The organism is Sphingobium sp. WCS2017Hpa-17 (assembly GCF_031843765.1).
Classification (GTDB): Bacteria; Pseudomonadota; Alphaproteobacteria; order Sphingomonadales; family Sphingomonadaceae; genus Sphingobium.
Genome location: NZ_JAVTIV010000002.1, coordinates 132,334 through 155,259, shown reverse-complemented (window position 1 = coordinate 155,259; position 22,926 = coordinate 132,334). Strand labels below are relative to the sequence as shown.

Genomic DNA, 22,926 nt, shown 5'->3' with positions numbered 1-22,926 from the left:
CCCGCCGTACCGGCCTAGTCTCCCAGCTTATCACGGGACGCGCAGGAGAATGGATATGGCCGGCACGATCGACACAGCCACCAGTAGCAATAGCGGCAATGGCAACTGGCTCGACACGCTGGGCAAGGAGATACAGGAGGGGCTTGGTTCGCTGGCGGAGACGCTGGGGCTGGACGGCATCGTCTCCGACTTCGACAAATTGCTGGCCAGTCCCTCGGTGCTGGATCGCTTCGCTTCCCCGCAGACACAGCCCCGACAGCAGGCGCGCGAGGCAGCGCCGGCCACGCCGCAAAGCTATACGGTGCGCAAGGGCGACACGCTGGGCGCGATCGCGGCGAAGACGGGGCATAGCGTAGAGGGGCTGGCGAAGCTCAACCATCTGGCCGATCCGAACAAGCTCGCGATCGGGCAGGATTTGAAGCTGGGCGTAGTGAAAACCGGGCGGCTGCAACCGCAGGTCGCCACGCAGGCCAAGCCGACTGATGCCCTGGTCGCGACTGCGACCACATCCGCGTCGGGCCTGTCGCAGAAGGGCATGGATTTCATTTACAATCATGAGGCACAGGCGGGCGTCAGCAACCATCTGCACTGGCCCAAGGCCGGCAGCGGCGTGACGCTGGGGCCGGGTTACGACATGAAGGGGCGCGATGCCGCGACGATCGAGCGGGATCTGACCGCAATCGGTGTCGATCCGGCGGCCGCGCGCAAGGCGGGCGAAGGCGCGGGTCTGACCGGCAGCGCCGCGCGCGACTTTGCCGCCGCGAACAAGGGGCTGATCTCGCTGTCCGCGACACAGGAGAAGGCGTTACTGCGCCAGACCGTCGAACCCTATGCCGCCAAGGTGCGCGACCTGATCAAGGTGCCGGTGACGCAGAGCCAGTTCGATGCGATGACCAGCCTTGCCTATAATATCGGTACCGGGAAGGATGGTTTTGCCGGATCGACCGCGCTGGCCCGGCTGAACGCAGGCGATGCCAAGGGCGCGGCCGAGGCGATGACATGGTGGAACAAGTCGGAAGGCCAGGTGTCGCAAGGCCTGATCAACCGCCGTGCCGATGAAGTGACATTGTTCAACGCGCCGGGCGCTGCGCTGGCGACGCCGGCCGAGGCGGTGGAGGACAAGCCGGCAGCCGCATCCACCGGCACCAGTCCCGATGCGCTGGCCGCGACGATCGCGACAAAAGGCGATGCGCAGGCCAAGGCCGATCTGGCTGCGGGCAAGAAAGTGGTGGTCGCGCTGCGCACCGACACGGATACCGGCGCCAATGGCGGCAAGGGCGTCTATGACGACCAGATCGCCGTGGTGTGGAAAGATGATGCCGGCCGCTATCAGGCGAAGGTTTTCGACGGCAATACCGAGCCATCGGGCCAATATGGCTGGGACGGTCCCAAGGCATCGCGCGGATCGCATACCGACATGAACGGCGACGGGAAGATGGATCTGGGCCGATTGCAAGCCGGGACGATCCGCTACACCCAGCAGGCGGGCAATTTCCTGGGCAACACCTTCTTTCGGGCGACGCAGACACAGGTGGCGGAGCGCGATACCAATCAGGATGGGCGCTTCACCGCCGCCGATGCCAACCGGATCGACAGCAAGGGCGCGGGCACCAGCATGTTGATCCATCAGGGCGGCGCGACCAATACATGGTCGGCGGGTTGCCAGACGCTGCCCAAGGCGCAGTTCAACGATTTCATGGCCGCGCTTGGCGGGCAGCAGGCGTTCAGCTACGTTCTGGTCAATGCACGCTAGACACTCGATCCTCCTGCCCATCGCGCTGACGCTCGCGGCCTGCGGTAGCGGTCCATCCAGCGCGAATGAGCAGGCCGATGCCGCTCTCCCTGCCCCTGCAACGAACGCGGCCCCGCCACTGGACCCGGCGGCATCGCGGATCGACTTCGCGACGATGGCAGGCCGATGGAAAGTGGTGGGCGTCGCGGTGCCGGAAGGGGGCGTGCAGGCGCTGGTAAAGGATGATCCGGCCTATATGGGCCGGCTGCTCGACATCTCGGCGGAACGGTTGATGTGGGTCGGTGGAAAGGATATCGCCGGTGCGACGCTGTCCGACCAGTGCGACGGCCCGGTAACGGCGCGGCAGACCGGCGCGGCGGCGCAGGATTATGCGCAACAATTCGCCGCCCAGACCAAAGCTCTCCATATCGATCGGCCCGATCCCCACGCCGTCGAATGTGACGATGGACAATGGGGGCCAGAAGCGTCCGGCGGCGCGATCATCCTGTCCGCACCGGACGGGCGCATCGCGATGAGCTGGTATGACGGTGCGATGCTGTTGCTGGCGAAAATATAACGGGCGCGCGCAGGACGGGCCAAAAGGAGACAGGCAGGTTAACGGTCGAAAACACGTAATGACTGCCTTTCAGCAGATAGCCATGCAACAGCCCGGCAACGCGCGAACGTCAGCGGGACTGTCGCTCAGTCGGCTGATCTGACCGTCAGGTCGGCATGCAGTGGCGGGGTAGCGATCCCTGCGTCACGCTTCGCTGCCCGCACATCCCCTGCCACGATAGCAGACTGCCGGATACGAACATCCGGTCGAATATCAAGGTGCGGGCGGTCGCTTTCTTCGCGTGACCTTCGGCCGCTACCAGCGCAGCAGCCCGATCAATTCCTGCCGCCACGGCCAGAGCAGGATCGCGTTGAGCAACAGGGTCACGATCCCGAACGCATATTCGACGACGCCGGGATCGAGCACGAAATTCCAATAGCCGATCACGATGTTGAGCGGCACGCAGGCGAGCGCTGCCGGCAACACCGCCCGGTTCGCCAGTATCAGCAGCGCGGCAACCACCTCCATCACCTTGATCCAAGCGAACAGGCCGGAATGGATCAATGCCAGGGTGAATTCCTGCGCCAGCGCCGTATTGCCGAGCGGCTGAAGATCGAAGGGAGTGAAATATTCCACCCCCGAAAAGAGAAACCAGCCGCCGAAGATGATCCGAGCGGCAGTGAAGGCCCCACCGGTTCCGTGACCTTGCGCGTCAAGGGCGATCATGCTCAGAAGCCCGCAGGCGCGGCGTCGAGCAGGATCGTCTTGGTTTCCAGATAGGGATACAGTCCCTCCACCCCGCCTTCACGGCCGATACCCGACTGTTTGAACCCGCCAAAGGGCAGGCCAAATTCCAGCTTCATGCCATTCTGTCCGAAACCACCCGCGCGGATGCGCCGGCCGATGCGATAGGCGGCGTCGGCGTCATTGGTCAGCACCGACCCGTTGAGGCCAAAGGCACTGTCATTGGCGATACGGATCGCATCCTCCTCATCCTCCGCCGGGATCAGGCAGAGCACCGGGCCGAAAATCTCCTCCTGCGCGATGCGGCTGCTATTATCGACATTGGCGAACAGGGTCGGCTCGATGAAATAGCCCTTGTTCATGTGCGCAGGCCGATTGCCGCCGGTGACAAGGTCAGCGCTCTCGCGACCCAACGCGATATACTCCTCTACCCGTTCCAGCTGGCGCTTCATCGCCACCGGGCCGAGTTGCGTGTCCGCTGCGTCGCTATGGCCGATACGGATACCCTGCATGACCTTGGCGATGGCATCAGCCAGTTCGTCATGCCGATGCTTCGGCACGATCGCGCGGCTCAACATCGCGCAGACCTGCCCGCTCATGATGGTGATGGTGTTGCCCAGGATCGCGGCGGCGACCTCGATCGGAAAGTCGTCACGCACGATCGCCGCCGACTTGCCGCCCAGTTCCAGCGTGCAGCGCGCCACACGACCCGCGCAGACTTCGCCGATCCGCTTGCCCGCCAAAGTCGATCCGGTAAACGTCACCTTGTCGATGCCGGAATTGCGCACCAGATGATCGGATGCGTCCCGCCCGGCCGCAACCAGATTGACCACGCCCGCCGGCACACCGGCCGCTTCCGCCGCTTCGGCCATGATATAGGCTTCCAGCGGGGTTTCGGGCGAGGGCTTCATGATGACGGTGCAGCCGGCAACCAGCGCATAGGCGACCTTGGCCGACATGATGCCATAGGGCGCGTTCCACGGCGCGATCGCTGCGACCACGCCGGCGGGCTCCTGCACCACGATCGCGGTATCGACCATGTGCGAGGGGCGCCGCTCCACGAAAGGATAGCTGTCGGCATAGCCGGCGATCGCCATCAGCGTCGCGGTGGCGCCGCCGGTCATGACCGGTGCGAAGCTGGCGAGGCCACCCACCTGCGCGGTCCAGGCCGCCGCCAGTTCGGGCGCGCGTTTTTCCAGTTCCGCGCCCATGCGACGGACAATTGCACCCCGCTCGACCGGCGCCATGGTCGACCACGGCCCTTCATCGAACGCCTTGCGCGCGGCGGCGACGGAGCGGTCCATGTCTGCTTCCGTCCCGTCGGCGACGCGGGCGACGACCTCTTCGCTGTTGGGCGACACGATCTCGATCACGCCATCGCCCGTCGAATCGATCCAGGCGCCACCGATGAACAGCTTGTCGGGATGGGCGATGCGGACGGCGTCTGGGGTCATGGTCTATCCTCTTCTGCTTGTCGCCGCCGCGCCCTTGCTGGACATGCGGCTGGCTTGAATCACCATCGCACCATAACGAACGTTATTATTATTGCAACGGGTCAATCGACGCGAAAGCCCGACACCATCGCCTCCAGCCCCAGCGCGAAACTCTCGTCAAAACCGATCATCTCGGCCAGATGATCGTGCATCGCCTCGCTCTGTTCGTAGACCGCCCAGCCCAGCACCAGCGCGTTGATCGAGGCAAGGCAACTGAGCGCGTACGCACGCGACAGGCCCTGCGCCATCAGCGGTGCAGCCAGCAGGTCGCCTGCCATCGCCGCCGTATCCGGCGCAGGCCGTGCCGTCGCGCAGAGCAGCGCCGATCCCTGATGACTGAGCAATGCGCGCCGCAGCGCAGCGCCATAGTCGATCAGCCATCGACGCCAATCCTTCGCCGTCCCCGCACCCGCCGCCGCCAGCGCGCGTGCATGAAAACTTTGCGCCATCGCGCGCATCAGCACCGTCTTTGACGGAAAATGCCAATAGAGCGCCGACGCCTGCACCCCCAGACGCGCCGCGATCGCGCGCATGTTGAGCGCGCCCAGCCCTTGTTCGTCGACCAGCGTCAGCGCCGCTTCGACAATCTCTTCCTGTCTGATCTTCACCCTCCTCTCTTGCCCCATGGCGCGCATCTTGACAATTGAACAACGTTCATTGAACATTGTTCAATAATGAGGGAGAGTCGAAATGGCCTATGTGCGCAATGCCTGGTATGTCGCCGCCTGGGAGCAGGATCTGCAACCGGACAAGCCGCAGGGCGTAACGATATTAAGCGAGCCGATCGTGATCTGGCGGGCAGACGGCCGGCTGGTCGCGTTCGAGGACCGTTGCGTGCATCGGCTGGCACCGCTGTCGCTTGGTCGTTGCGAAGGCGCGCGGCTGCGTTGCATGTATCATGGCCTGCTGTTCGATGCGGATGGCGCGGTGGTGCAGATACCGGGACAGGACATGATCCCGCCGCAGGCCCGCCTGCGCAGCTATCCCGTCGAACTGCGCCATAGCTGGGTCTGGGTCTGGATGGGCGACCCGGCCCTTGCCGATCCGGCATTGATTCCGCCGGCGGTCGGCTTCGACGATCCGGACTATATATTGGGCCGTGGCTTCCTCGACTATGCGGCCGAAGCGCGGCTCATCAACGACAATCTGCTCGACTTCAGCCATCTGAGCTATGTCCATGCTGAGAGCTTCGGCGCCGGCCCCGAATTTGCGGACGAACGCCCGCGCCTCACGCCGCTGGAGCGCGGGGTGCGGTTCGAGCGCTGGGTGGTCGGCACCCACGGTCCCGGCCGGCGCAAGAGCGATGCCCTGATCGACAGCTGGCAAAGCTATGATTTCCTGCTGCCCGGTATATTGCTGATGTGGAGCGGCAGCTTCTCAGCCGGCACGGCCGAACGGTGCGGCTTCGCAAAGCCCGACTATGCCGATGCCGTCGGCGCCGTCACCTTCACCAGTCAGGCGGTGACTCCGACCGGCGACACGACGGCGCGCTATTTCTTTTCCTGGGGGCCGCATCGCGCCCATGGCGACGAAGCCATGCGCGACATGCTAATGACGCTCGCCGATCGCGCCTTTACCGAGGACAAGGTCATGATCGAGGCGCAGCAGCGCGTGATCGACCGGACGCCGGCGCCACGCATCATGCCCACAGTCCATGATCGCGGCGTCACCCTGTTCAACCGGCTGGTCGAACGCCTTGCGCGAGCCGAAACAGACGAAGCGGAAGCGGCATAATGAAAAAGGCTCGCCCGCGCATGGCGGACGAGCCTTCCCCCTTCCCTACAGGAACTTTTAGAAGCTCTTTTTGGCCGTGACCGTCCATTCGCGCGGGCGACCGACGGTGCCGGTCACGACGCCGAAGGTGCCGACATTTTCCGCCACGCCATTATAGTAGAATTTGTCGAAGACATTGGTGACGCCGGCGCTGAGCGACCAGTCCTTGTCCGGCGCCTGATAGGTCAGCCGCGCATTCACCAGGCTGGGCGCATCGATCAGATTATAGGGGTTGTTGACCGAATTATAATAGAAGTTGGAGCGCCAGGACCAGTCGATCCGTGGCGTCAGCGTACCGTTGCCGCCGAGGTCCGCTTCATATTGTACGCCAGCCGACAGCTGCCATTTGCTGATGAAGGGTGCAATCATGTCCTTCGTCACCAGGGTCGCGGGATTGGTGATCTTCTTATAGTCGAAGTCCAGATAGCCGACCGACGCATCGAACGACAGGCCATCCGCCGGACGAACCTGCGCCTCCAATTCCCAGCCGAAGACGTTGGCATCGCCGGCGTTTGACGGCACCGAGCAGGACAGGACGACGCTTTCCGGGCACTGATAGCGGACCAGCTGCATGTCATTATATTTGTTGAGGAATACTGCACCGTTCAGGCGCAGCATGCGGCTGAACAAGTCCGCCTTGAAGCCGGCTTCATAGGTGGTCAGCTTTTCCGGGCCAAAGCTCTGAACCTGATCGGGCGCAGACGGGCGCGGGTTGATGCCGCCCCCCTTGAAGCCGGTCGACAACTGCGCATAGGTCATGAGTTCGCTCGACCAGCGATAATTGACGCCGATACGGTAATCGAGCCGGTTGCCGCTGAATGTGCCGGTCAAACCGTCCAGCCCGACCAGCAGGAAATTGGGCGTGAAGAAGGCGCCGCTCGGTAATGTCCCGTCCACATTGCGGCGGGAGTATCTATAGGTCTTCTTATCGTCGGTGTAGCGGAGGCCGCCGATGATGTTGAACGCTTCGGTGACATGGAACTCGCCATGGGCGAAGGCCGAGATGCTGCGATTCTTGATGACATCGTCCGACATGAAATCGAACAGCAGAGTCGGGATCTGGCTGCGCCCTTTGATCGTGTCGGTTGCCTTATAATAGAAGCCACCAACCGTCAGATCGACCTTATCGTTGAAATTGGCACTGAGGCGCAGTTCCTGCGTAAACTGCTCATGGCCATAGGTGAATTGCTGCAACAAGATGGCAAGCGGCGATCCATCGACGTCGATCGCGCTGGTCCCGTCCGCGCTGCGATAGCCGGTGATCGACTTCAACTTCAGCGCGTCGGACAGGTCATAGTCGATCGTGCCGGACACACCCCAGGCCTTGACCGTGCTGGTCGGGCTGGCCGTAAAGCCGCCCGGCGCGATCTGGGTCGGGATGCCGAACACGGTCGTGTAATTGCCGCCCGTGCCATAGGTGGCGTAGGAGGTGTAGCTTTTCGATCCGGTCAGGAAACGGCTGTCGAACGGGATGCCTGCGGTCGCGTCGCCCGCGACATAGCTGCGCACCGCCGGATTGTCGGCATAGAGCAATTTGGTCGCGACGACCTCGCTATTATCCTTGGACACATCGGCGACGATGTTGATTTCCAGCGGCGACCCGGCCGGCGCATAACGCAGGGCTGCACGCAGGCCCATCACGTCGATGCCGCCTTCCGTGCCAGTCTGACAATTCTTGTTGCCGCTGCTGGCCGGTATGCCCGACGTCGGATTGACGCAGCCATAGTCGAGCAGCTTCATATAGCCGTCGACATTTTTCGACACGCCCGACACGCGCAGGAACAGGTCGTCGGTCAGCGGGATATTGGCGCTGCCACGCAGTTCCAGCCGATCGAACCGGCCATAGGTCGCCTCGACAAAGCCGCCCGGCGTGGAGTCCGGCTTCTTGCTGAACAGCTTCACCGCGCCGCCCACGCTGTTCTTGCCGGCCAGCGTGCCCTGCGGCCCGCGCAGCACCTCGACCCGCTCCAGGTCGGTCAGGTCCATCACCGCGCCGAAGGTGGTGCCATAGTAAATGTCGTCGATATAGATGCCGACGCCCGGCTCCAGCGCAAAGCTGGCATCCAGCTGGCCGACGCCGCGGATGAAGGCTGCCACGGCATTGCCCTGGATGCTGGTCGCCGGCGCCAACGCGACGTTGGGCGCGAACTGGCCCAGATCGGTGACGCTGGTCTGGCTGCGCGCCGCCAGCGTGTCGGCCGACACGGCCGTGATCGCGATCGGGGTATCCTGAAGATTTTGCGCACGAAACTGGGCGGTCACGATGATATCGGCGCTATTGGCCTGATCCGCCGCCTGCTGTTCCGGTGCGGTGGCGTCCTGCGCCAGCGCCGGTGCGGCTATCATCGCACTGGCCAGCGCCAGCATCGCCACATGGCCCCGAAATGCGCACTTCCCGTTGGACATGATCTCTTCCTCCCTCTTCTGATCGGCCGCAGGCATGGAAGGGGTGACACCGGACCCGCGTGGTCGGGTTCCGGTCGGGGGCGGCGCCGATGCACCTGCCTTATCCTGTCATCCTCTCACCCGTGCCGAAGGCCGGTTCTGCTTCGCAGTCCTTGTTGGAGAGAACGGACCTTCGGCCCGCCCCTCTCCCGTCAATCAATAACGATCGTTAGTATTTTGTCAAGCGACCTGTCGGGCTTTCGCCGTTGCCAGTTGCGCCGCCGATACCCAGGCACCATGCACCTGCGCCCGCATCGGCAACGGCATCGGCACGCGCGCGATCGGACCAGTCGCAATCGCGCCTGCATCCACCACCCACAGTTCCGACTGGAAAGCCGCCTCACCCGCCTGCCGGTCCACGACCATCAACAACCATCCATCATGATCGCCCTGCGTCGAGGGCACATGCACCGGCTCGCTGATCGCCATGCCGAACTCCAGCCCCATCATGTCGATGCGGCCATTGCCCGGCTCGATCTGCAACAGGGCGTTGAAGGCAAAGCCGACCGGCCCGCCCGGCAGCGGCGGACCGCCCTGCGGGTTCATCGACAGATACCAGGTCGACCGATATGGCCGCCCCTGATCGGCGTCGCGCAATCGGGGCATGTCACCGGGCGGGCCGACGACCCGTTCCTCATAGCCCTCACCTTCCTTCGACAGATCGAAGGTCCAGCGGGTGAGGCCGCCCTGGATATCGCGCTGGTCGCGCTGCACACCGCCAGCTTCGCGCATGAAGCCAAAGGCATTGGTATCCGACAGGCAGAGGTCGAGGTGGATCAGCCCGCCCTCCTCAAAGGCGTTGACCAGATGGAAGGCGGAAATGCCCGGCCGTCCCTTGAACCAGCGCATCTCCTCTACCTTGCCATAGCGCGGCATGATGCCGACCCAGCTCTCCAGATCCTGCTGATGCGCCCAATGCGCCCCACCCGCCTTGAGCCGGTCGAGATCGGCTATGGTCGGAAAGATCGGGAAGATCGCGTAATTCTCCGTGATCGCGAAATCATGGATGGTCGAACAATAAGGCTGATCGAACCATTGTTCGCTGATCAGATTACCGTCCCGATCGGCGATGGCATAGGCGATCTTCGTCGAGCAGACCCCGTCCGCTTCATAGCCGAAGAAGAACATCTCGCCCGTCTGCGGATCGACGCGCGGATGGGCGGTGAAGGTCTGCGACGTGAAGGCGCCATGATAATCCCAGCGGCCGATCGTCTCCAACGTATCGGGATCGACTTCATAGCCAAGGCCATCCTCCTTGGTCATGAACAGCCGCCCGCCATGCCAGACCGGCGTGGTATTGGCGACAGTACGGTCCCGTCCGGCCACGACGGGATCGTCGGTGAAGGGATTGCGATACTGGCCGAACAATGCGCGCCGCGCGCCCTTCTCCAGCGCGTAGCGCTCGGTTTCGACATAGCGGATCGCATAGTCGACCTTGCCGTCATGGATGGCGAATTTCGCGACCATGCCGTCGCCCGACAGCACGATGTCGTCGGCGAACATCGGCGGATGGGCAGGGTCGGGTACCGCACGGAAGAAGGCGCCGTCAATCTCGGCCGGTATCGTGCCGATCACGTCCAGGTTGCGGGCGGACCATTCGATGCCGACGGGGGTGTTCAGCCCGACGAAATGGATGGTCTGGGGATAGGCTGGCATTGCGTCCAAGCTCCTCTCTTATCTCGACTCATAGTAACAATCGTTATGATTGTTGCAAGAAGAGAGTAAGGGGTGAGCCGCTATTTCAGGTGCATCGGCAGGCCCGCCGCCATGAACACCGCCTCATCCACGCAAGCGGCCACGGCCTGATTGACGATCCCGGCGACATCACGAAAGCGACGCGCCAGCGCGTTATCCGGCACGATGCCCAGCCCGACCTCGTTCGCGACAAGGATCACCGGCCCCTGCGCCTCGCCGAGCGCCGCCACCAGCGCCCCGGTCGCAGCATCGATATCCCGATCCGCCAGCATCAGGTTGGAGGCCCATAAGGTCAGGCAGTCGATCAACAATACGCGATCCGCCCGCGCCTCCGCCCGCACCACTGCCGCCAGATCGAACGGTTCCTCGATCGTGCGCCAGCGCGGCCCGCGCTCCTCACGATGCCGGGCAATTCTGCTGTCCATCTCGTTGTCTAATGCTTGCGCAGTAGCGACGAACACAAACGCGCCCGGCAAGGTTTCTGCGCGGCTCAGCGCGTAGCGGCTCTTGCCCGACCGCGCCCCACCCAACACAAACAACAGGCTCATGACAGTCTCCATGCAGATAATCCTACCACCAGCCCCAGCAGCAGGCAGGCCCGCACATAGAGGCGCAAGGCCGCATCGACATCAGCCGCCTTCAGGTCATGACGACCCGACCCGATCCACGGCTTGTCCTGCGCCACCCCATCATAGGCGATCGGCCCGGCGAGCGAGAGATGCAGCGCGCCAGCCATCGCCGCCTCCGGCCACCCCGCATTAGGTGAAGCATGACGACGGGCATCGCGCAGCATGATGTACCAGCCCCCCGCGCCTGCGAGACAGAGCAGCAGGCCAGACATACGCGCGGGAATGAGGTTGAGCAGATCGTCCAGCCGCGCCGCCACCCAGCCGAAGGCGCGCCAGCGCGGCTCGCGATGGCCGATCAGGCTATCGGCGGTATTGATCGCCTTATAGGCCCAAAGCCCCGGCAATCCGCCCAGCATCAGCCAGAAAAGTGGCGCCACCACCCCGTCGCAAAAACTCTCGGCCAAGCTCTCGATCGCCGCCCGCACTACGCCCGCTTCGTCCAGCCGCTCGGTATCGCGCCCTACGATCATGCCGACCGCCACCCGCGCATCAACGATCCGGCCATCGCGCAATGGCGCCACGACCGCACGGACATGGCGATAGAGACTGCCCGCCGCCATGCCCGGCACCGCCAACAGGGTGATGCCGATCCAGGCCCAACGCCCCACGACCAGCCGCAACCCTTGCTCCAGCAACAGCCCACCGCCGATGGCAAGCAATAGCAGCAGCAGAACGCAACCGATGCCGGCGAGCCTGCGCAACGCCCCGGCTCTTTCCGGTCGATTCCATGTCTTTTCACACCACAGGATGATCGCAGCGAAGGCCCCCACCGGATGGCCGATCCGGCGATGCAGCGCATCGGGCCAGCCAATCGCCGCCTCGATCGCCAGCGCCAACACCGCCACCGGTTCAGCCATGAGCCAGCGTCCTGTCGAGCCGGGCAAGGCCATCGGCCCCTTGCGGCAATCCGATCCGCAGCCAATGCGCATTCTCATCGAATGGGCGGGTCAGGATTGCCCCTCGCGCCAGTCGCTCGAACAGGGCCATCGCATCCTCCGTCTCGATCAGCCGAAACAAGGGACAGGCACCTTGCGGATTCAGCCCATGGACGCGCAGCACAGCATCCAGCGCTAAGGCCTGTTGGACGAGATGCCCCCGCATCGCGTCAATCCATCCTCGATCGGCATAGGCGGCGGCCCCGATCACGAGCGCCGCCGTTGAAAGCGGCCAACTCCCCAGCCGCTCACGGAAGCGCACGACGATGGAACGCGGCCCGATCACGAAACCCAGCCGCAGGCCCGCCAGACCGAAGAATTTTCCGAGGGAGCGGAACAGGATCAGCCGCTGCGCATCATCGACGCGATGCGCCATGCTGCCATCGGGTTGGCAATCGGCATAGGCCTCGTCCAGCACCAGCCAGCCGCCGCTATCCGTCTGTCGTTGCAGCAGCGCGTCCAGCATCGGCCGGCCCAGCAATCGGCCGTCGGGATTATTGGGGTTGGCGAGCAGCAATATCTTGCCAGCCGGATCATCCTGGCCTGGCACAAAGGCCCGGCTATCAGGCCGAATATCACGATGGGTGCGATAGCAGGCCGCGCCGTGGAGCAGTTCGCCGGGCAACAATTCGCCCAGCAACCGTAATCCCGCTTCGCTGCCGGGCAGAGCGCAAAGATGGGCCGGATCGACACCGAAATGCGCCGCTGCGCTATGCTCCAGCGCCGCCAGTTGCGCATCGCCCGGCAGCGCCCGCCAGTCGAAGGCCGGCGCCTTTTCCACCGGCCAGCTGTCGGGATTGATCCCGGTCGACAAGTCCATCCACGGTGCATCCGCGTCGCCGAAGATATGCCGCGCCGCGTCCAGCTTGCCGCCATGGAAGGTCCAGTCGGTCATGCGGTATGGGCCAGGATCAGCATGGCCAGCAACAGCCCGCTTTCGACCAGTTCGATGCCCGCGCCATGGCCGTCGCCGGATATGCCGCCGATGCGCGACAACAGCCACCAATGCCAAAGGCCGATCAGCGGTAGCGCGCAGAGCAAGGCGGGGAACCACCATGCGGCCAACAGCAGCAGCCCCGCCCATATTGCCAGATCGACCGGCCGGACCGCATGGCGAAAGCGCGCACCCAATCCTTCATGCAGCGGCGGCAGATAACGACTCCACCATAAGGGACCGATCCGCGCGGCGAAGGGGATAAAGAGCAGGCCACCCATCGCGCCAGCCTCGATCAGGCCATGCAATAATATCAGCTTGGCGATCAGTTGCAGCGCCACCGCCGTCACGCCCATCGCCCCGACATGCGGATCGGCCAGCACCGCCAGCAGCCGGTCGCGTCCCTTGTGCGCGGCAGCGGTCGCATCGGCCAGGTCCGCCAACCCATCCAGATGCAGCGCCCCCGTCACCCAGACCCATGCCAGCAGCGCCAACAGCGCTCCGGTCCATGAATCCATTCGGCTGCCACCCCAGGCTGCCCCGCCAATAATTGCGCCGACCACCAGTCCCGCTGCCGGGAACCAGCGGATCGCGGCCGCAAAATCCGCGTCATCTGCCGCAACCCGTGGCAGCGGCAGGCGGGTCAGGAATTGCAGGGCAAGGATGCAGCCCTTCATGCCGCCAGCCCGACAATCTGCGCAAAAGGTCGCTCACCCGGCCAAAGCCGTACTGTCAAGCATGAGGCATAGGGCAGGTCGAACGCCCACAGTTGACGCTGATCGAAACCACAAAGCAGTGCCAACGCTGCTCGCATCGCGCCGCCATGGGTCACGACCAGGGTCGGCTCCGGCGGCAACGCTCCCAACGCCGCATAGACACGCGCTCTTAGCGCAGACCAACGCTCGCCACCGGGTGGCGGACAGGTATCGGGATCGGCATGGAAATCCGCCAGTGCAGCGGCATCCAGAGCCGCCGGATCGACGCCATCCCAAGCACCGAAATCCAGTTCGCGCCAACGTGAGTCGATCTGTGGCACGATATGCCGTGACGCAGCGATAGCCTCCGCAGGCACCCGAGCACGCAACAGGTCGGAGGCGACGATTGCCCCCACATTCAGCGCGGCGGCCCGCGCAACGCAGGCCGCTGTGCCCGCCTCCGTCGCGGGCCAGTCTGCATGCCCCAACAGTCGCCCGGTAATGGCAGGCGCCCCATGCCGCATCAGGTGGAGCAGCCTGCCCGTCATCAACCCTCCGACACGCCCGCATCGGAGAAGGTTGCCATCTGGTCATGCGCGGCCAGCGCGGACCGGATCACCGCCGCCGCCACCGCGCCGCCGCTCCCCTCGCCCAGTCGCATGTCCAGATCGAGCAGCGGCCGCAATTGCAGTCGGTCCAGCAAACGCCCATGCGCCGCTTCGGCGGAACGATGGCCGGCCACGATATGATCGGTGATAGCCGGCACTGCCGCCGCCATCGGTGCGAGTGCGGCGGCGCAGATGAAGCCGTCCAGCACTACCGGCACATGATGATGCCGCGCCGCCAGCATGGCCCCGGCGATCGCCACAATCTCCCGCCCGCCGACCCGCCGCAACGTCTCGAATGGCGTCAGCGGCGCTTCGGCATGGCAAGCCATCGCCAGTTCGACCACTTGCCGCTTCACCTCCAGACCATGGCCGTCTACGCCCGTCCCGACGCCCACCCAGTCCACCGCCGTCCCACCGAAACTGCGCTGGCACAGGGCCGCCGCCGCAGTCGTATTACCGATCCCCATTTCGCCCAGCAGCAGCAGGTCCAGCCCCGGATCGACCGCCTCCGCCCCGATATTGAGGGCGGTCAGGCAGTCAGCCTCGCTCATTGCCGGTTCGACCGTGAAGTCCGCGGTCGGCTGGTCGAGCGCGATCGGCACCACCCGCAGGTCCAGTCCGGCCGCGCCTGCCAGTGCATTGATCGCCGCCCCGCCACGGGCGAAATTGGCGACCATCTGCGCTGTCACTTCCGGCGGGAAGGCGCTGATGCCATGGCGGGTCACGCCATGATTGCCGGCAAAGATCACTGCCCGACCACGATCAATGCGGGGGCGTGCCCGCCGCTGCCAGCCGGCCATGAAGATGGCAATCTCCTCCAGCCGGCCGAGCGATCCGGCCGGCTTGGTCAGTTGCGCCTGCCGCGCCGCAGCCGCCGCCCGGCAGGACGGGTCGGCAGCAGGCAAGGATGCGAGAGCGGCATCGAACGCCGCGACGGTCGGAAACAGGCTCATGTCGCGACGAATCCCGGCGGCGGGGTCCGCACGATAAAATGCCCCTTCACCCCCTGCGGCCAGTCGGCATAGCGCACCTGCCCATGGTCGCTGGCGGCATGATGGACGGCATAGTCCAGGATCGCGCGCGCCGCCTCCTCGTCCGGGGTGAAGCGGCCCAGCACATAGCCGATCTTGCCCGGCGCCCGCAGATGCACGGTGCAATGGTCGGAACAGGCGAAGAGGCAGGGCATATCCTGCACTGCTACCCCGTCATAGCGGTCCGAGCCAGCCTTGATCCGGCGCAACGCCTGTGCCAGCCGGGCGCCGCCGCGCACGCCGTCTGCATCCTCCCGCGCCTGCGGCGAATGGCGGCAACTGCTGCACACCACCACCGCCGGCCCATCCTCGACCGGGCGCAACATGGTCAGGCGACCGCCTGTCCGCGCGCCGCGCCGCGCAGCAGGCCGCTGCGGTCGACCAGATGCTGCAACAGCAGCAGCCCGGCCAGGATCATGGCATAGCGGCCGAACTGCCGCGCCAGGATATTCGGCGCAAAAGCGGCCCAGCCGGAACCGAGCAGGAAGGCACCACCCAGCACGACCAGCTTGAACGCGACGAACGCCACGCCATAAGCCGCCGCCAGCCGCAACGCGGGATGCGCGCCGGCCAATCGACCCGCCACGCCATCCGCCCCCAACAGCGCCGCGATCGCCGCCAGCGCCATCGTTACGGCCCAGACGCTGTTCTCGCCGGTCATCTCATAGCCGAGCAGGCAATAGCCCACCCCCTGCGATACCGCCCAGGCAGCGAGCATCAGGATGATCCCTTCCTGCCGCCGGACATGCAGCGCAGCGATGGCGGCCAGCGCAGGAAAGGGCGTGGCGCAGGCCAGCGCCAGCGTCGTCACGGTGCTGGCCAGTGTCATCAGTCCCACCCATAGATGGCGGGCGGCGGCAGGGGATAGGCTCTGCATGGTCATTCGCTCCTTGTCATAGGGGTTGTCCGTCTGGATCAGAACCGCGCCCGCAGGCCGGCATGAATGCTGCGGCCCAACTGGCCGTAGCGGCGGGCCGTCTCATAATATTCGTCAAACAGATTTTCGACCCGACCGAACAGGGTCAGCTTGCCCAGCACCGGCATTTCGGCGCGGAGATCGACCAGCGTGTAGGCATCGTTCACGAACGGCGCGACGGTCGTGCTGGTGCGCGCCGTGTCCAGCGCCTTGCCCGACCAGCGGACCGCCACAGTCGTGCTGAGGCCGAAGGTCCAGTCGTAGCGCAGCGTGCCATTGGCGGCATGGCGCGGACGTCTGGCCAACTGGTTGCCAAAGTTGAGGCCGGGCGACCGGTCCTCCGCCGACACCCAGCTATAATTGCCGTCGATCGTCAACCGGCCGACATGGGCGACCCCGGCCAGTTCAAGCCCGTGCGCCTCGCTGCGCTGGACATTGGCATAATAGCCAAAGCGTGGCGTGGTCGTGCCCGGCGCGTAGCAGAGCGCAGGGCGGTTGGTGGTCGGGCAGCCATTATAGGTGATGAGATTGTCGGTGCTGCGATCGAACCAGGTCGCCGACAGGATCAAGGCATGGTCGAACAGATGTTGTTCGATGCCCGCATCCCAGCCATGCGATTTTTCCGGCACCAGCGCCGTGTTTCCATAGTCGCTGTAGAGCTGGTACAGGGTCGGCGCCTTGAATCCCTCGCCATAGCTGGCGCGCAGGATCATACTGTCCTTGGCCAGCGCCCAGGCCGCGCCCGCACCCAACACGGTGTTGCCGCCGAAGGTCGAATGATGATCGTAGCGCACGCCGCCATTGAGCGTCAGCCCGGACAGCGGCTCGACATTCAGTTGCGCATAGAGGCTGTCGATATCCGCCGAGCCATGGATCGTCGCATAGGCGGCCAGACTGTCGGAGGGCGAAGCGGTGCGCATCCGCTGCTCCTCCCGCTCCGCGCCAAAGGTCGCGGTCCAGCCCGGCGCGACCGTCAGCACACCCTGATATTCGTAGCGGTTCGTCTCGCCCTTGGCGGCGAAGCTCAATTGGCGCAGCTTGCGCGCGGGGTTGATATTGTCGCGCAGCGTCTCGCTGCGGCTGAAGGAGAGGCGATTGTGCAGTGCCCCGCCGAACAGGTCGGCATTGAGGCCGGCATAGCCGATCCATTCCTCGGTCTGCGAATATTCCGGGCTGTCCGGCACGCTGCCGGCACTGTCGATGTCCGTGCGCCCCTTGGCATAATAGCCGCGCACATCGACCGACACGCCCGGCGCCAGCGCAACGCCCAGCCGGCCGTTGAGTGTGCTATTGGTATAGCCGTCCTTCTCCTTGCCGCCGAAGCGCGGGCTGATCGCGGAAATGCCCTCCGTGGTGAAGCGGCTGCCGGCGAGTTGCCAGTCGATCGCCCCCTGCCGGCCGCCCAATCCGGCGCGGGCGCTGACGGTGTCGCGCGATCCCGCCTCGATATCGAAGCTGCCTTCGATCGGCTTTTCGGCCCGCGCGGTCACGACATTGACGACTCCGCCGATCGCCTGGCTGCCCCACAGGATGGATTGCGGACCGCGCAAAATCTCGATCCGGTCGATGTCGCCGGTCATCAGGGTGGCAAAATTATAGCCGCCACCGGTCGAGGACGGATCGGCCAGCTTGACGCCGTCGACCACCAGCACGGTCTGGTCCCCTTCCGCGCCGCGGATGCGGATCGACGTCGACGTGCCGTAGCCGCCATTGCGGGTGAAGCTGATGCCAGGCGTGCGGATCAGCAGATCCGACACCGTCAGCGCCTGCGCCGCGTCGATCGCAGCCTTGTCCAGCACGGTGACGCTCGACGCCACCTGCTCGATCGCCTGCGGCTGGCGCAGGGCGGTGACGATCACCTCGCTCGCATCGTCGGCCAGTGCCGGCGTGGACAGGCCGGCCAGAATGAAAAGTCCGCTCTTTGAAATCCAGTGCATGATAATCCCCCCAGTCATAGACAGGACCGGGCGGACGCGACGCGACAGCGATGCCGAACGCCAGCGCGCACGACATCCCCGCCGTGCGAATCCGCACGGTCAGCTTGTCGTTGCGCGAGGATATCCTCGTTCGACCGGCGCACCCTGTCCGGACGAAGAACGACCGCGACAGGCAGGTCTCCTGGCTTGCGGGTCCATGCCGTTTCGAAGCGCCTTCTCGGGATACGCATCCCAATGGCCTGTGCCTCGATGGCTCGCCGCTCACAGTTGCAGGGGCAGCCGGGGTCTTGAACCCCGTTCCCTTTTGATCCCCTTGCGGGGAACCTGACGCAGCCGCGGCCCTAATCCAGTTGGATCAGGCGATCAAGTGGAAGAAGCCACCCGTCACATGGCCCACCCGGTGGCCCGCCGGCGCGATCGCCTGCCCCTCTGCGTCGGCCATGTCGGCCAGCGCTTCACCCTCGCTCGCGGTGATGCTGACATAATGGAATTCATGACCCAGCAGTTCCTGCCCGGCACGGGCGAAGCGGCTGTCCTGCCGCAACCGCGCCCGCCGATAGCCCAATGTCATGCGCCGGCGGGCAAAGCTTGTCTCAACCGGCAGCAGGCCCGCCATCGCATGCATCATGCCCTCGCCATCCTCCAGCACACGGCCCAGCACCATATAGCCACCACATTCGCCATGGATCGGGCGTGTCTGGCCAAAGGCCCGCAGGCCATCGAGAAATCGCCGATTGGCCGCGATCCGCCCGGCATGGAGTTCGGGATAGCCGCCCGGTAGCCAGCAGGCATCGCAATCGGCAGGCGGTGCTTCGTCGGCCAGCGGGGAAAAGAAGTGCAACTCCGCGCCGGCCGCCCGCCACCAATGCGCCATATGCGGATAGAAGAAGCTGAAGGCCGCGTCGCGGGCGATGGCGATCCGCTGCCCCGGCGGCCGGATGCCGGGCGGCTGCATCGGCCGATCCGCCGTCGCACCGGCCGCCGCGAAGACCGCATCGAGATCGCATTGGGCCGCCACCCGTTCCGTGATCGCGCTGATCCGCGATTCCAGCGCGTCCGTCTCGTCCGCCTGCACCAGACCCAGATGGCGGGACGGCATGGCCAGCCCGTCATCGGTGGAAATCGCACCGAGCAGGGGCAGGCCGATACGGGCAAAGCCATCCTCGACCATCTGCCGATGGCGCGGGCTGGCGACCCGGTTGGCGATCACTCCGGCAATGGCGGGCGCGCCGGGAAAGGTGGCGCAGCCATGCGCGACGGCCGCCACCGTCTGCGCGGCCGCACGGGCATCGACCACCAGCAGCATCGGCCAGCCAAGCAGGCGCGCGACATCAGCCGAAGCACCCGACCGGTCCTGCGCCCGCGCGCCATCGTAAAGGCCCATCGCCCCTTCTGCGACAACGAGTTGGACAGTCGATGCGACGTGCGCGGCCAATCCGCGCAGCATCGCCGGCGCCATGGCAAAGCCATCCAGATTGATCGAGGGTCGCCCGGCCGCAGCCGCATGAAAGGCCGGGTCGATATAATCCGGCCCGCATTTGGCGCCCTGTACCGCAAGGCCCCAATCGGCAAAGGCGCGTTGCAGCCCGATCGTCACCATGGTCTTGCCGACACCCGATGCCGGGGCACCGACGATCAGGCCGCGCCCCAGCGCCACCGTCAAAATTCGATGCCCCGCTGCGCCTTGATCCCGGCGTGAAAATGATGCTTCACCTGCACCATGTCGGTCACCAGATCGGCCGCCTCGATCAGGGCATCGGGCGCGTTGCGGCCGGTCACGACGACATGTTTCATCGGGTCGCGATCCATCAACCCGGCGACGACATCCTCGACCGCCAGATATTTGTAGCGCAGCACGATATTGAGTTCGTCCGCGATCACCATGGCATAGCTGGGATCGGCGATCATGCGCTGCACTTCTGCCCAGCCGGCCTCCGCCCAGGCGATGTCGCGGGCGCGATCCTGCGTGTCCCAGGTGAAGCCTTCCCCCATCACCCGATGATCGACCTGACCGGGGAAGGCGGCATAGACCGCCTTTTCCCCCGTCGCCCAGCCGCCCTTGATGAACTGAACGATGCCCACCTTCATGCCATGGCCGAGCGCCCGGCAGGCGAGGCCGAAGGCGGCGGTCGACTTGCCCTTGCCCTTGCCGGTATGGACGATCAGCAGTCCTTTCTCATCCGTCTTCTCCGCGATCTTGGCCTGCATGAAGGCCTGCCGCTTGCGAGCCTTCTCATTATGCCGGGCGTTGATCTGATCCTGCTCTTCCATCTGCCTTGCTCCCGTCGACAGGGCGCGCGGCCGGGATGGCCGCGACGCCGCTTTCCATGCCGCTCGAACGGAAGAACCGTGTCCGGGCCAGTCCCTGGGCCGGGGCAAGAGCGACCCGCGCCGGCAGGTCTCCTGGCTTGCGGGTCGTCGCCGGCCGGACCGCCTTCTCGGGACCGCTCCCAATGGCATGATGGCCCGGTGGCTCGCCGCTTACAGTTGCAGGGACAGCCATGGATTGGGCCGCAGGCGGCCGCACCATATTCCCTTTCAAGCCCTTGCGGGCACCGACGCGGTCGAAGGCACAGCCTTCGCCGCCGGACTTATCGCGGCGGGTCGGCCGGGTCCAGCGTTTCGGCAAAGCCCCGCACCAGCGCCGCCAGGCTTTCCTCCACCGCCGCCTCGATCGGGACGATCCGGCCGATCGCTACCCCCTGCGCCCCGGTGGCGAAGCCGGTCCAGCCGGTCACCAGCGCCTGCACCGCCGACTGGAGCAGCATGCCGCGATCGACCGGCAGGCCGACGCCCTGCACCTGTGCCCGCAACCGGTCCGCCATGGCCGCCATCGCATCCGCATCCAGCGGCGCCATGGCAATCAAAGGCGCCGCATCGCGGGTCGCCTGCTGTTTGCGCCACAGGCCGCGCCCGAAGGCCATCACCCAGTCGCGCCAGCCGGTGCAGGGCGGTAGCGCATCGATCACTGCCCCGAACAGGCGCGCCGACATCAGTGCCAGAAGGCTCTGCTTGTCGCCGACATGGCGGGCGAGCGAGGGCGCTTTCGCGTCCAAGCGCGCCGCGACATTGCGTAGCGACACCGCCTCCAGCCCCTCTTCCTGCAACAGGGCGATCGCTTCATCGACGATGGCATCACGACTCAGTTTCATGACCGCCTTGTGGCAAAGCTGCCCGCCCGTCGCCAGCCGCTCAGTTGCGACGCAGCTTTTTCAGCACATGGTCCGCGCCCTTGTCGCCGATCATGATGGCGGTGGCATTGGTGTTGCCAGCCGGCAGGGTCGGCATGACGGAGGCATCCGCCACCCACAAGCCATCCACGCCGATGACAGCAAGATCGGCATCGACCACCGCCTGCGGATCGTCTGCCCGACCGATCTTCGCCGTGCCGACCGGATGGTAGAGCGGGATCGACGCCATGCGGACATAGCCGCGCAATTGCTCCGGATCGGTCAGCGCCGCGCCGGGGCGCAATTCGGCCTTTATATGTGTCGCAATCGCTGTCTCATTGAGGATAGCGCGGGCGATGCCGATGCCTTCCACGATCTGGTCGATATCATCGTCGCTGCCGAGCTGGCGATGCTCGATTTTCGGCGGCGCGAACGGATCGGCGGACCGCAGACTGATCCGCCCGCGATGGCTGGGCCGCATGAGCCCAACCAAAGTGGAGACGGACGGCGTCTTGCGTAGCATCAGCCGCCCCTGCTCATCGAAGTCGAAGGCGAAGGCGGCGAAGCTGATCTGGAGATTGGGCGCGGGCAGATCCGGCCTGCTCTTCACGAAGGCCTGGGCATGGCCGATCGCGGTGGTCAGCGCGCCGCGCCTAGCAAGGGCGTAGCGCAAAAGCTGCCAAGCGCCGCGCAGCCCCTGCGCATCGCTGTTGAGCGTCCGCACATCGACTTCATTGACCACATGGGTGCCGACATGGTCCTGAAGATTGGCGCCGACGCCGGGCAGGTCGCGGACCACAGAGATGCCATGGGTCCGCAGATGATCGGCCGGGCCGATGCCCGACAGCATCAGCAGGCGCGGCGTGTTCATCGCCCCGGCGCTCAGCACCACGCCATGGCGGGCGCGCAGCGTCTTTTCGACGCCGTCCTGCCAATAGACGATGCCGACCGCGCGACCGTCCTCGATCAGGATGCGCAGCAATTGCGCTTCCAGCAGAATCGTCGGCGCCTTGCCGCCGCGCCGGTCGTGGAGGTAGCCCCGCGCCGCCGAACAACGTTCGCCTTTGCGCTGCGACACCTGCACATAATCGACGCCTTCGGCCTGTTCGCCGTTGAGGTCGGGCGATCGGGGGATGCCCGCCGCCTGCGCCGCCGCGATCCACTGGTCGGTGATGGGATAGCGCGCGCGCCCCTCCGACACGGCGATCGGACCGCCGGTGCCGCGCCATGTGTCGGCGCCGCGCTCATTATCCTCCATGCGCCGGAAATAGGGCAGGACTGATTCATAGTCCCATCCCGCCGCGCCCCGTCGCGCCCATTCGTCATAGTCCCAGCGATGGCCGCGAATGAACATCATGCCGTTGAGGGCACTGCCGCCGCCCAGCATCTTGCCCGCCGGCCAGATATCCGCCCGGCCGCCCAGCGATGGGTCCGGCTCGACCTGATGGCACCAGTCATAGGCGGGGTTCTGGACGATGGCGCTGGTGAGCGCGGGGATGCGCGATCGCATATGCCGGTCGGTCCCGCCCGCCTCGATCAGAGTGACGGACAGACCCGCTTCGGCCAGCCGCCCGGTCATCGCGGACCCGGCCGATCCGCCGCCCACGACGATGATGTCGGTATCTTCCATGAT

At 65.3% G+C, this 22,926-nt stretch carries 21 protein-coding genes and 2 riboswitches; of the genes, 3 read left to right on the top strand and 18 right to left on the bottom strand.

Annotation, left to right across the window (positions count from 1 at the left end):
* Window positions 1–55 precede the first annotated feature (55 nt).
* Both RQH62_RS05030 and RQH62_RS05025 read left to right on the top strand, forming a co-directional pair.
* A complete protein-coding gene (locus RQH62_RS05030; RefSeq protein WP_311267655.1) occupies window positions 56–1,753 on the top strand; it encodes a glycoside hydrolase family protein in 1,698 nt (565 codons plus the stop codon).
* Window positions 1,743–2,309 carry a hypothetical protein gene (locus tag RQH62_RS05025; RefSeq protein ID WP_311267654.1) on the top strand — a complete coding sequence of 189 codons (567 nt, stop codon included), beginning with the start codon at window positions 1,743–1,745 and terminating at the stop codon, window positions 2,307–2,309. Before RQH62_RS05030 ends, RQH62_RS05025 begins: the two co-directional genes overlap by 11 nt.
* 294 nt (window positions 2,310–2,603) lie before the next feature.
* Here RQH62_RS05025 and RQH62_RS05020 read toward each other — a convergent pair whose 3' ends face one another.
* The 3 genes from RQH62_RS05020 to RQH62_RS05010 form a co-directional block, all read right to left on the bottom strand.
* On the bottom strand, window positions 2,604–3,014 hold the full coding sequence (locus RQH62_RS05020) for a hypothetical protein (protein ID WP_311267653.1): 411 nt from the start codon (window positions 3,012–3,014) through the stop codon (window positions 2,604–2,606).
* 2 nt (window positions 3,015–3,016) lie between these two features.
* The gene (locus tag RQH62_RS05015; RefSeq protein ID WP_311267652.1) at window positions 3,017–4,486 is read right to left on the bottom strand and encodes an aldehyde dehydrogenase; all 1,470 of its coding nucleotides are present in this window, start codon (window positions 4,484–4,486) and stop codon (window positions 3,017–3,019) included.
* A 101-nt stretch (window positions 4,487–4,587) separates the two neighbouring features.
* Entirely contained in the window at window positions 4,588–5,133 is a 546-nt protein-coding gene (locus tag RQH62_RS05010) for a TetR family transcriptional regulator (RefSeq protein ID WP_311267651.1), read from the bottom strand.
* A gap of 82 nt (window positions 5,134–5,215) precedes the next feature.
* Here RQH62_RS05010 and RQH62_RS05005 point away from each other — a divergent pair, with 82 nt between their 5' ends.
* Window positions 5,216–6,259, top strand: coding sequence for an aromatic ring-hydroxylating dioxygenase subunit alpha (locus RQH62_RS05005; protein ID WP_311267650.1), 1,044 nt, complete (start codon window positions 5,216–5,218; stop codon window positions 6,257–6,259).
* Window positions 6,260–6,316: 57 nt separating this feature from the next.
* Here RQH62_RS05005 and RQH62_RS05000 read toward each other — a convergent pair whose 3' ends face one another.
* The 15 genes from RQH62_RS05000 to RQH62_RS04930 form a co-directional block, all read right to left on the bottom strand.
* Window positions 6,317–8,704 carry a TonB-dependent receptor gene (locus RQH62_RS05000; protein ID WP_311267649.1) on the bottom strand — a complete coding sequence of 796 codons (2,388 nt, stop codon included), beginning with the start codon at window positions 8,702–8,704 and terminating at the stop codon, window positions 6,317–6,319.
* Between the two features lie 219 nt (window positions 8,705–8,923).
* Window positions 8,924–10,399 carry a carotenoid oxygenase family protein gene (locus RQH62_RS04995; protein ID WP_311267648.1) on the bottom strand — a complete coding sequence of 492 codons (1,476 nt, stop codon included), beginning with the start codon at window positions 10,397–10,399 and terminating at the stop codon, window positions 8,924–8,926.
* A gap of 80 nt (window positions 10,400–10,479) precedes the next feature.
* Complete coding sequence (gene cobU / locus RQH62_RS04990) at window positions 10,480–10,986, bottom strand: bifunctional adenosylcobinamide kinase/adenosylcobinamide-phosphate guanylyltransferase (protein ID WP_311267647.1); 507 nt, start codon at window positions 10,984–10,986, stop codon at window positions 10,480–10,482.
* Window positions 10,983–11,924: an adenosylcobinamide-phosphate synthase CbiB gene (gene cbiB / locus RQH62_RS04985; protein ID WP_311267646.1), complete on the bottom strand. Its 942-nt coding sequence runs from the start codon at window positions 11,922–11,924 to the stop codon at window positions 10,983–10,985. The genes cobU and cbiB overlap by 4 nt, the downstream gene beginning before the upstream one ends.
* Window positions 11,917–12,897 (bottom strand): aminotransferase class I/II-fold pyridoxal phosphate-dependent enzyme, encoded by a 981-nt coding sequence (locus tag RQH62_RS04980; protein WP_311267645.1) that lies wholly within the window; start codon window positions 12,895–12,897, stop codon window positions 11,917–11,919. The genes cbiB and RQH62_RS04980 overlap by 8 nt, the downstream gene beginning before the upstream one ends.
* Entirely contained in the window at window positions 12,894–13,613 is a 720-nt protein-coding gene (locus RQH62_RS04975; RefSeq protein ID WP_311267644.1) for an adenosylcobinamide-GDP ribazoletransferase, read from the bottom strand. Before RQH62_RS04975 ends, RQH62_RS04980 begins: the two co-directional genes overlap by 4 nt.
* Window positions 13,610–14,179 (bottom strand): histidine phosphatase family protein, encoded by a 570-nt coding sequence (locus RQH62_RS04970; protein ID WP_311267643.1) that lies wholly within the window; start codon window positions 14,177–14,179, stop codon window positions 13,610–13,612. Before RQH62_RS04970 ends, RQH62_RS04975 begins: the two co-directional genes overlap by 4 nt.
* Window positions 14,179–15,192 carry a nicotinate-nucleotide--dimethylbenzimidazole phosphoribosyltransferase gene (gene cobT / locus RQH62_RS04965; RefSeq protein ID WP_311267642.1) on the bottom strand — a complete coding sequence of 338 codons (1,014 nt, stop codon included), beginning with the start codon at window positions 15,190–15,192 and terminating at the stop codon, window positions 14,179–14,181. Before cobT ends, RQH62_RS04970 begins: the two co-directional genes overlap by 1 nt.
* Entirely contained in the window at window positions 15,189–15,596 is a 408-nt protein-coding gene (locus RQH62_RS04960) for a DUF1636 domain-containing protein (protein ID WP_311267641.1), read from the bottom strand. The genes cobT and RQH62_RS04960 overlap by 4 nt, the downstream gene beginning before the upstream one ends.
* Window positions 15,597–15,598: 2 nt before the next feature.
* A complete protein-coding gene (locus tag RQH62_RS04955; RefSeq protein ID WP_311267640.1) occupies window positions 15,599–16,147 on the bottom strand; it encodes a hypothetical protein in 549 nt (182 codons plus the stop codon).
* A gap of 38 nt (window positions 16,148–16,185) precedes the next feature.
* Window positions 16,186–18,123: a TonB-dependent receptor domain-containing protein gene (locus RQH62_RS04950; protein WP_311267639.1), complete on the bottom strand. Its 1,938-nt coding sequence runs from the start codon at window positions 18,121–18,123 to the stop codon at window positions 16,186–16,188.
* A gap of 153 nt (window positions 18,124–18,276) precedes the next feature.
* Window positions 18,277–18,466, bottom strand: a riboswitch (cobalamin riboswitch).
* A 12-nt stretch (window positions 18,467–18,478) separates the two neighbouring features.
* The gene (locus RQH62_RS04945) at window positions 18,479–19,780 is read right to left on the bottom strand and encodes a cobyrinate a,c-diamide synthase (protein ID WP_311268097.1); all 1,302 of its coding nucleotides are present in this window, start codon (window positions 19,778–19,780) and stop codon (window positions 18,479–18,481) included.
* Window positions 19,781–19,782: 2 nt separating this feature from the next.
* Entirely contained in the window at window positions 19,783–20,394 is a 612-nt protein-coding gene (gene cobO / locus RQH62_RS04940) for a cob(I)yrinic acid a,c-diamide adenosyltransferase (RefSeq protein ID WP_311267638.1), read from the bottom strand.
* 104 nt (window positions 20,395–20,498) lie between these two features.
* A riboswitch (cobalamin riboswitch) is annotated at window positions 20,499–20,698 on the bottom strand.
* Window positions 20,699–20,714: 16 nt separating this feature from the next.
* Entirely contained in the window at window positions 20,715–21,275 is a 561-nt protein-coding gene (locus RQH62_RS04935) for a TetR family transcriptional regulator (RefSeq protein WP_311267637.1), read from the bottom strand.
* Window positions 21,276–21,315: 40 nt separating this feature from the next.
* On the bottom strand, window positions 21,316–22,923 hold the full coding sequence (locus RQH62_RS04930) for a GMC family oxidoreductase N-terminal domain-containing protein (RefSeq protein ID WP_311267636.1): 1,608 nt from the start codon (window positions 22,921–22,923) through the stop codon (window positions 21,316–21,318).
* Between the last annotated feature and the right edge of the window lie 3 nt (window positions 22,924–22,926).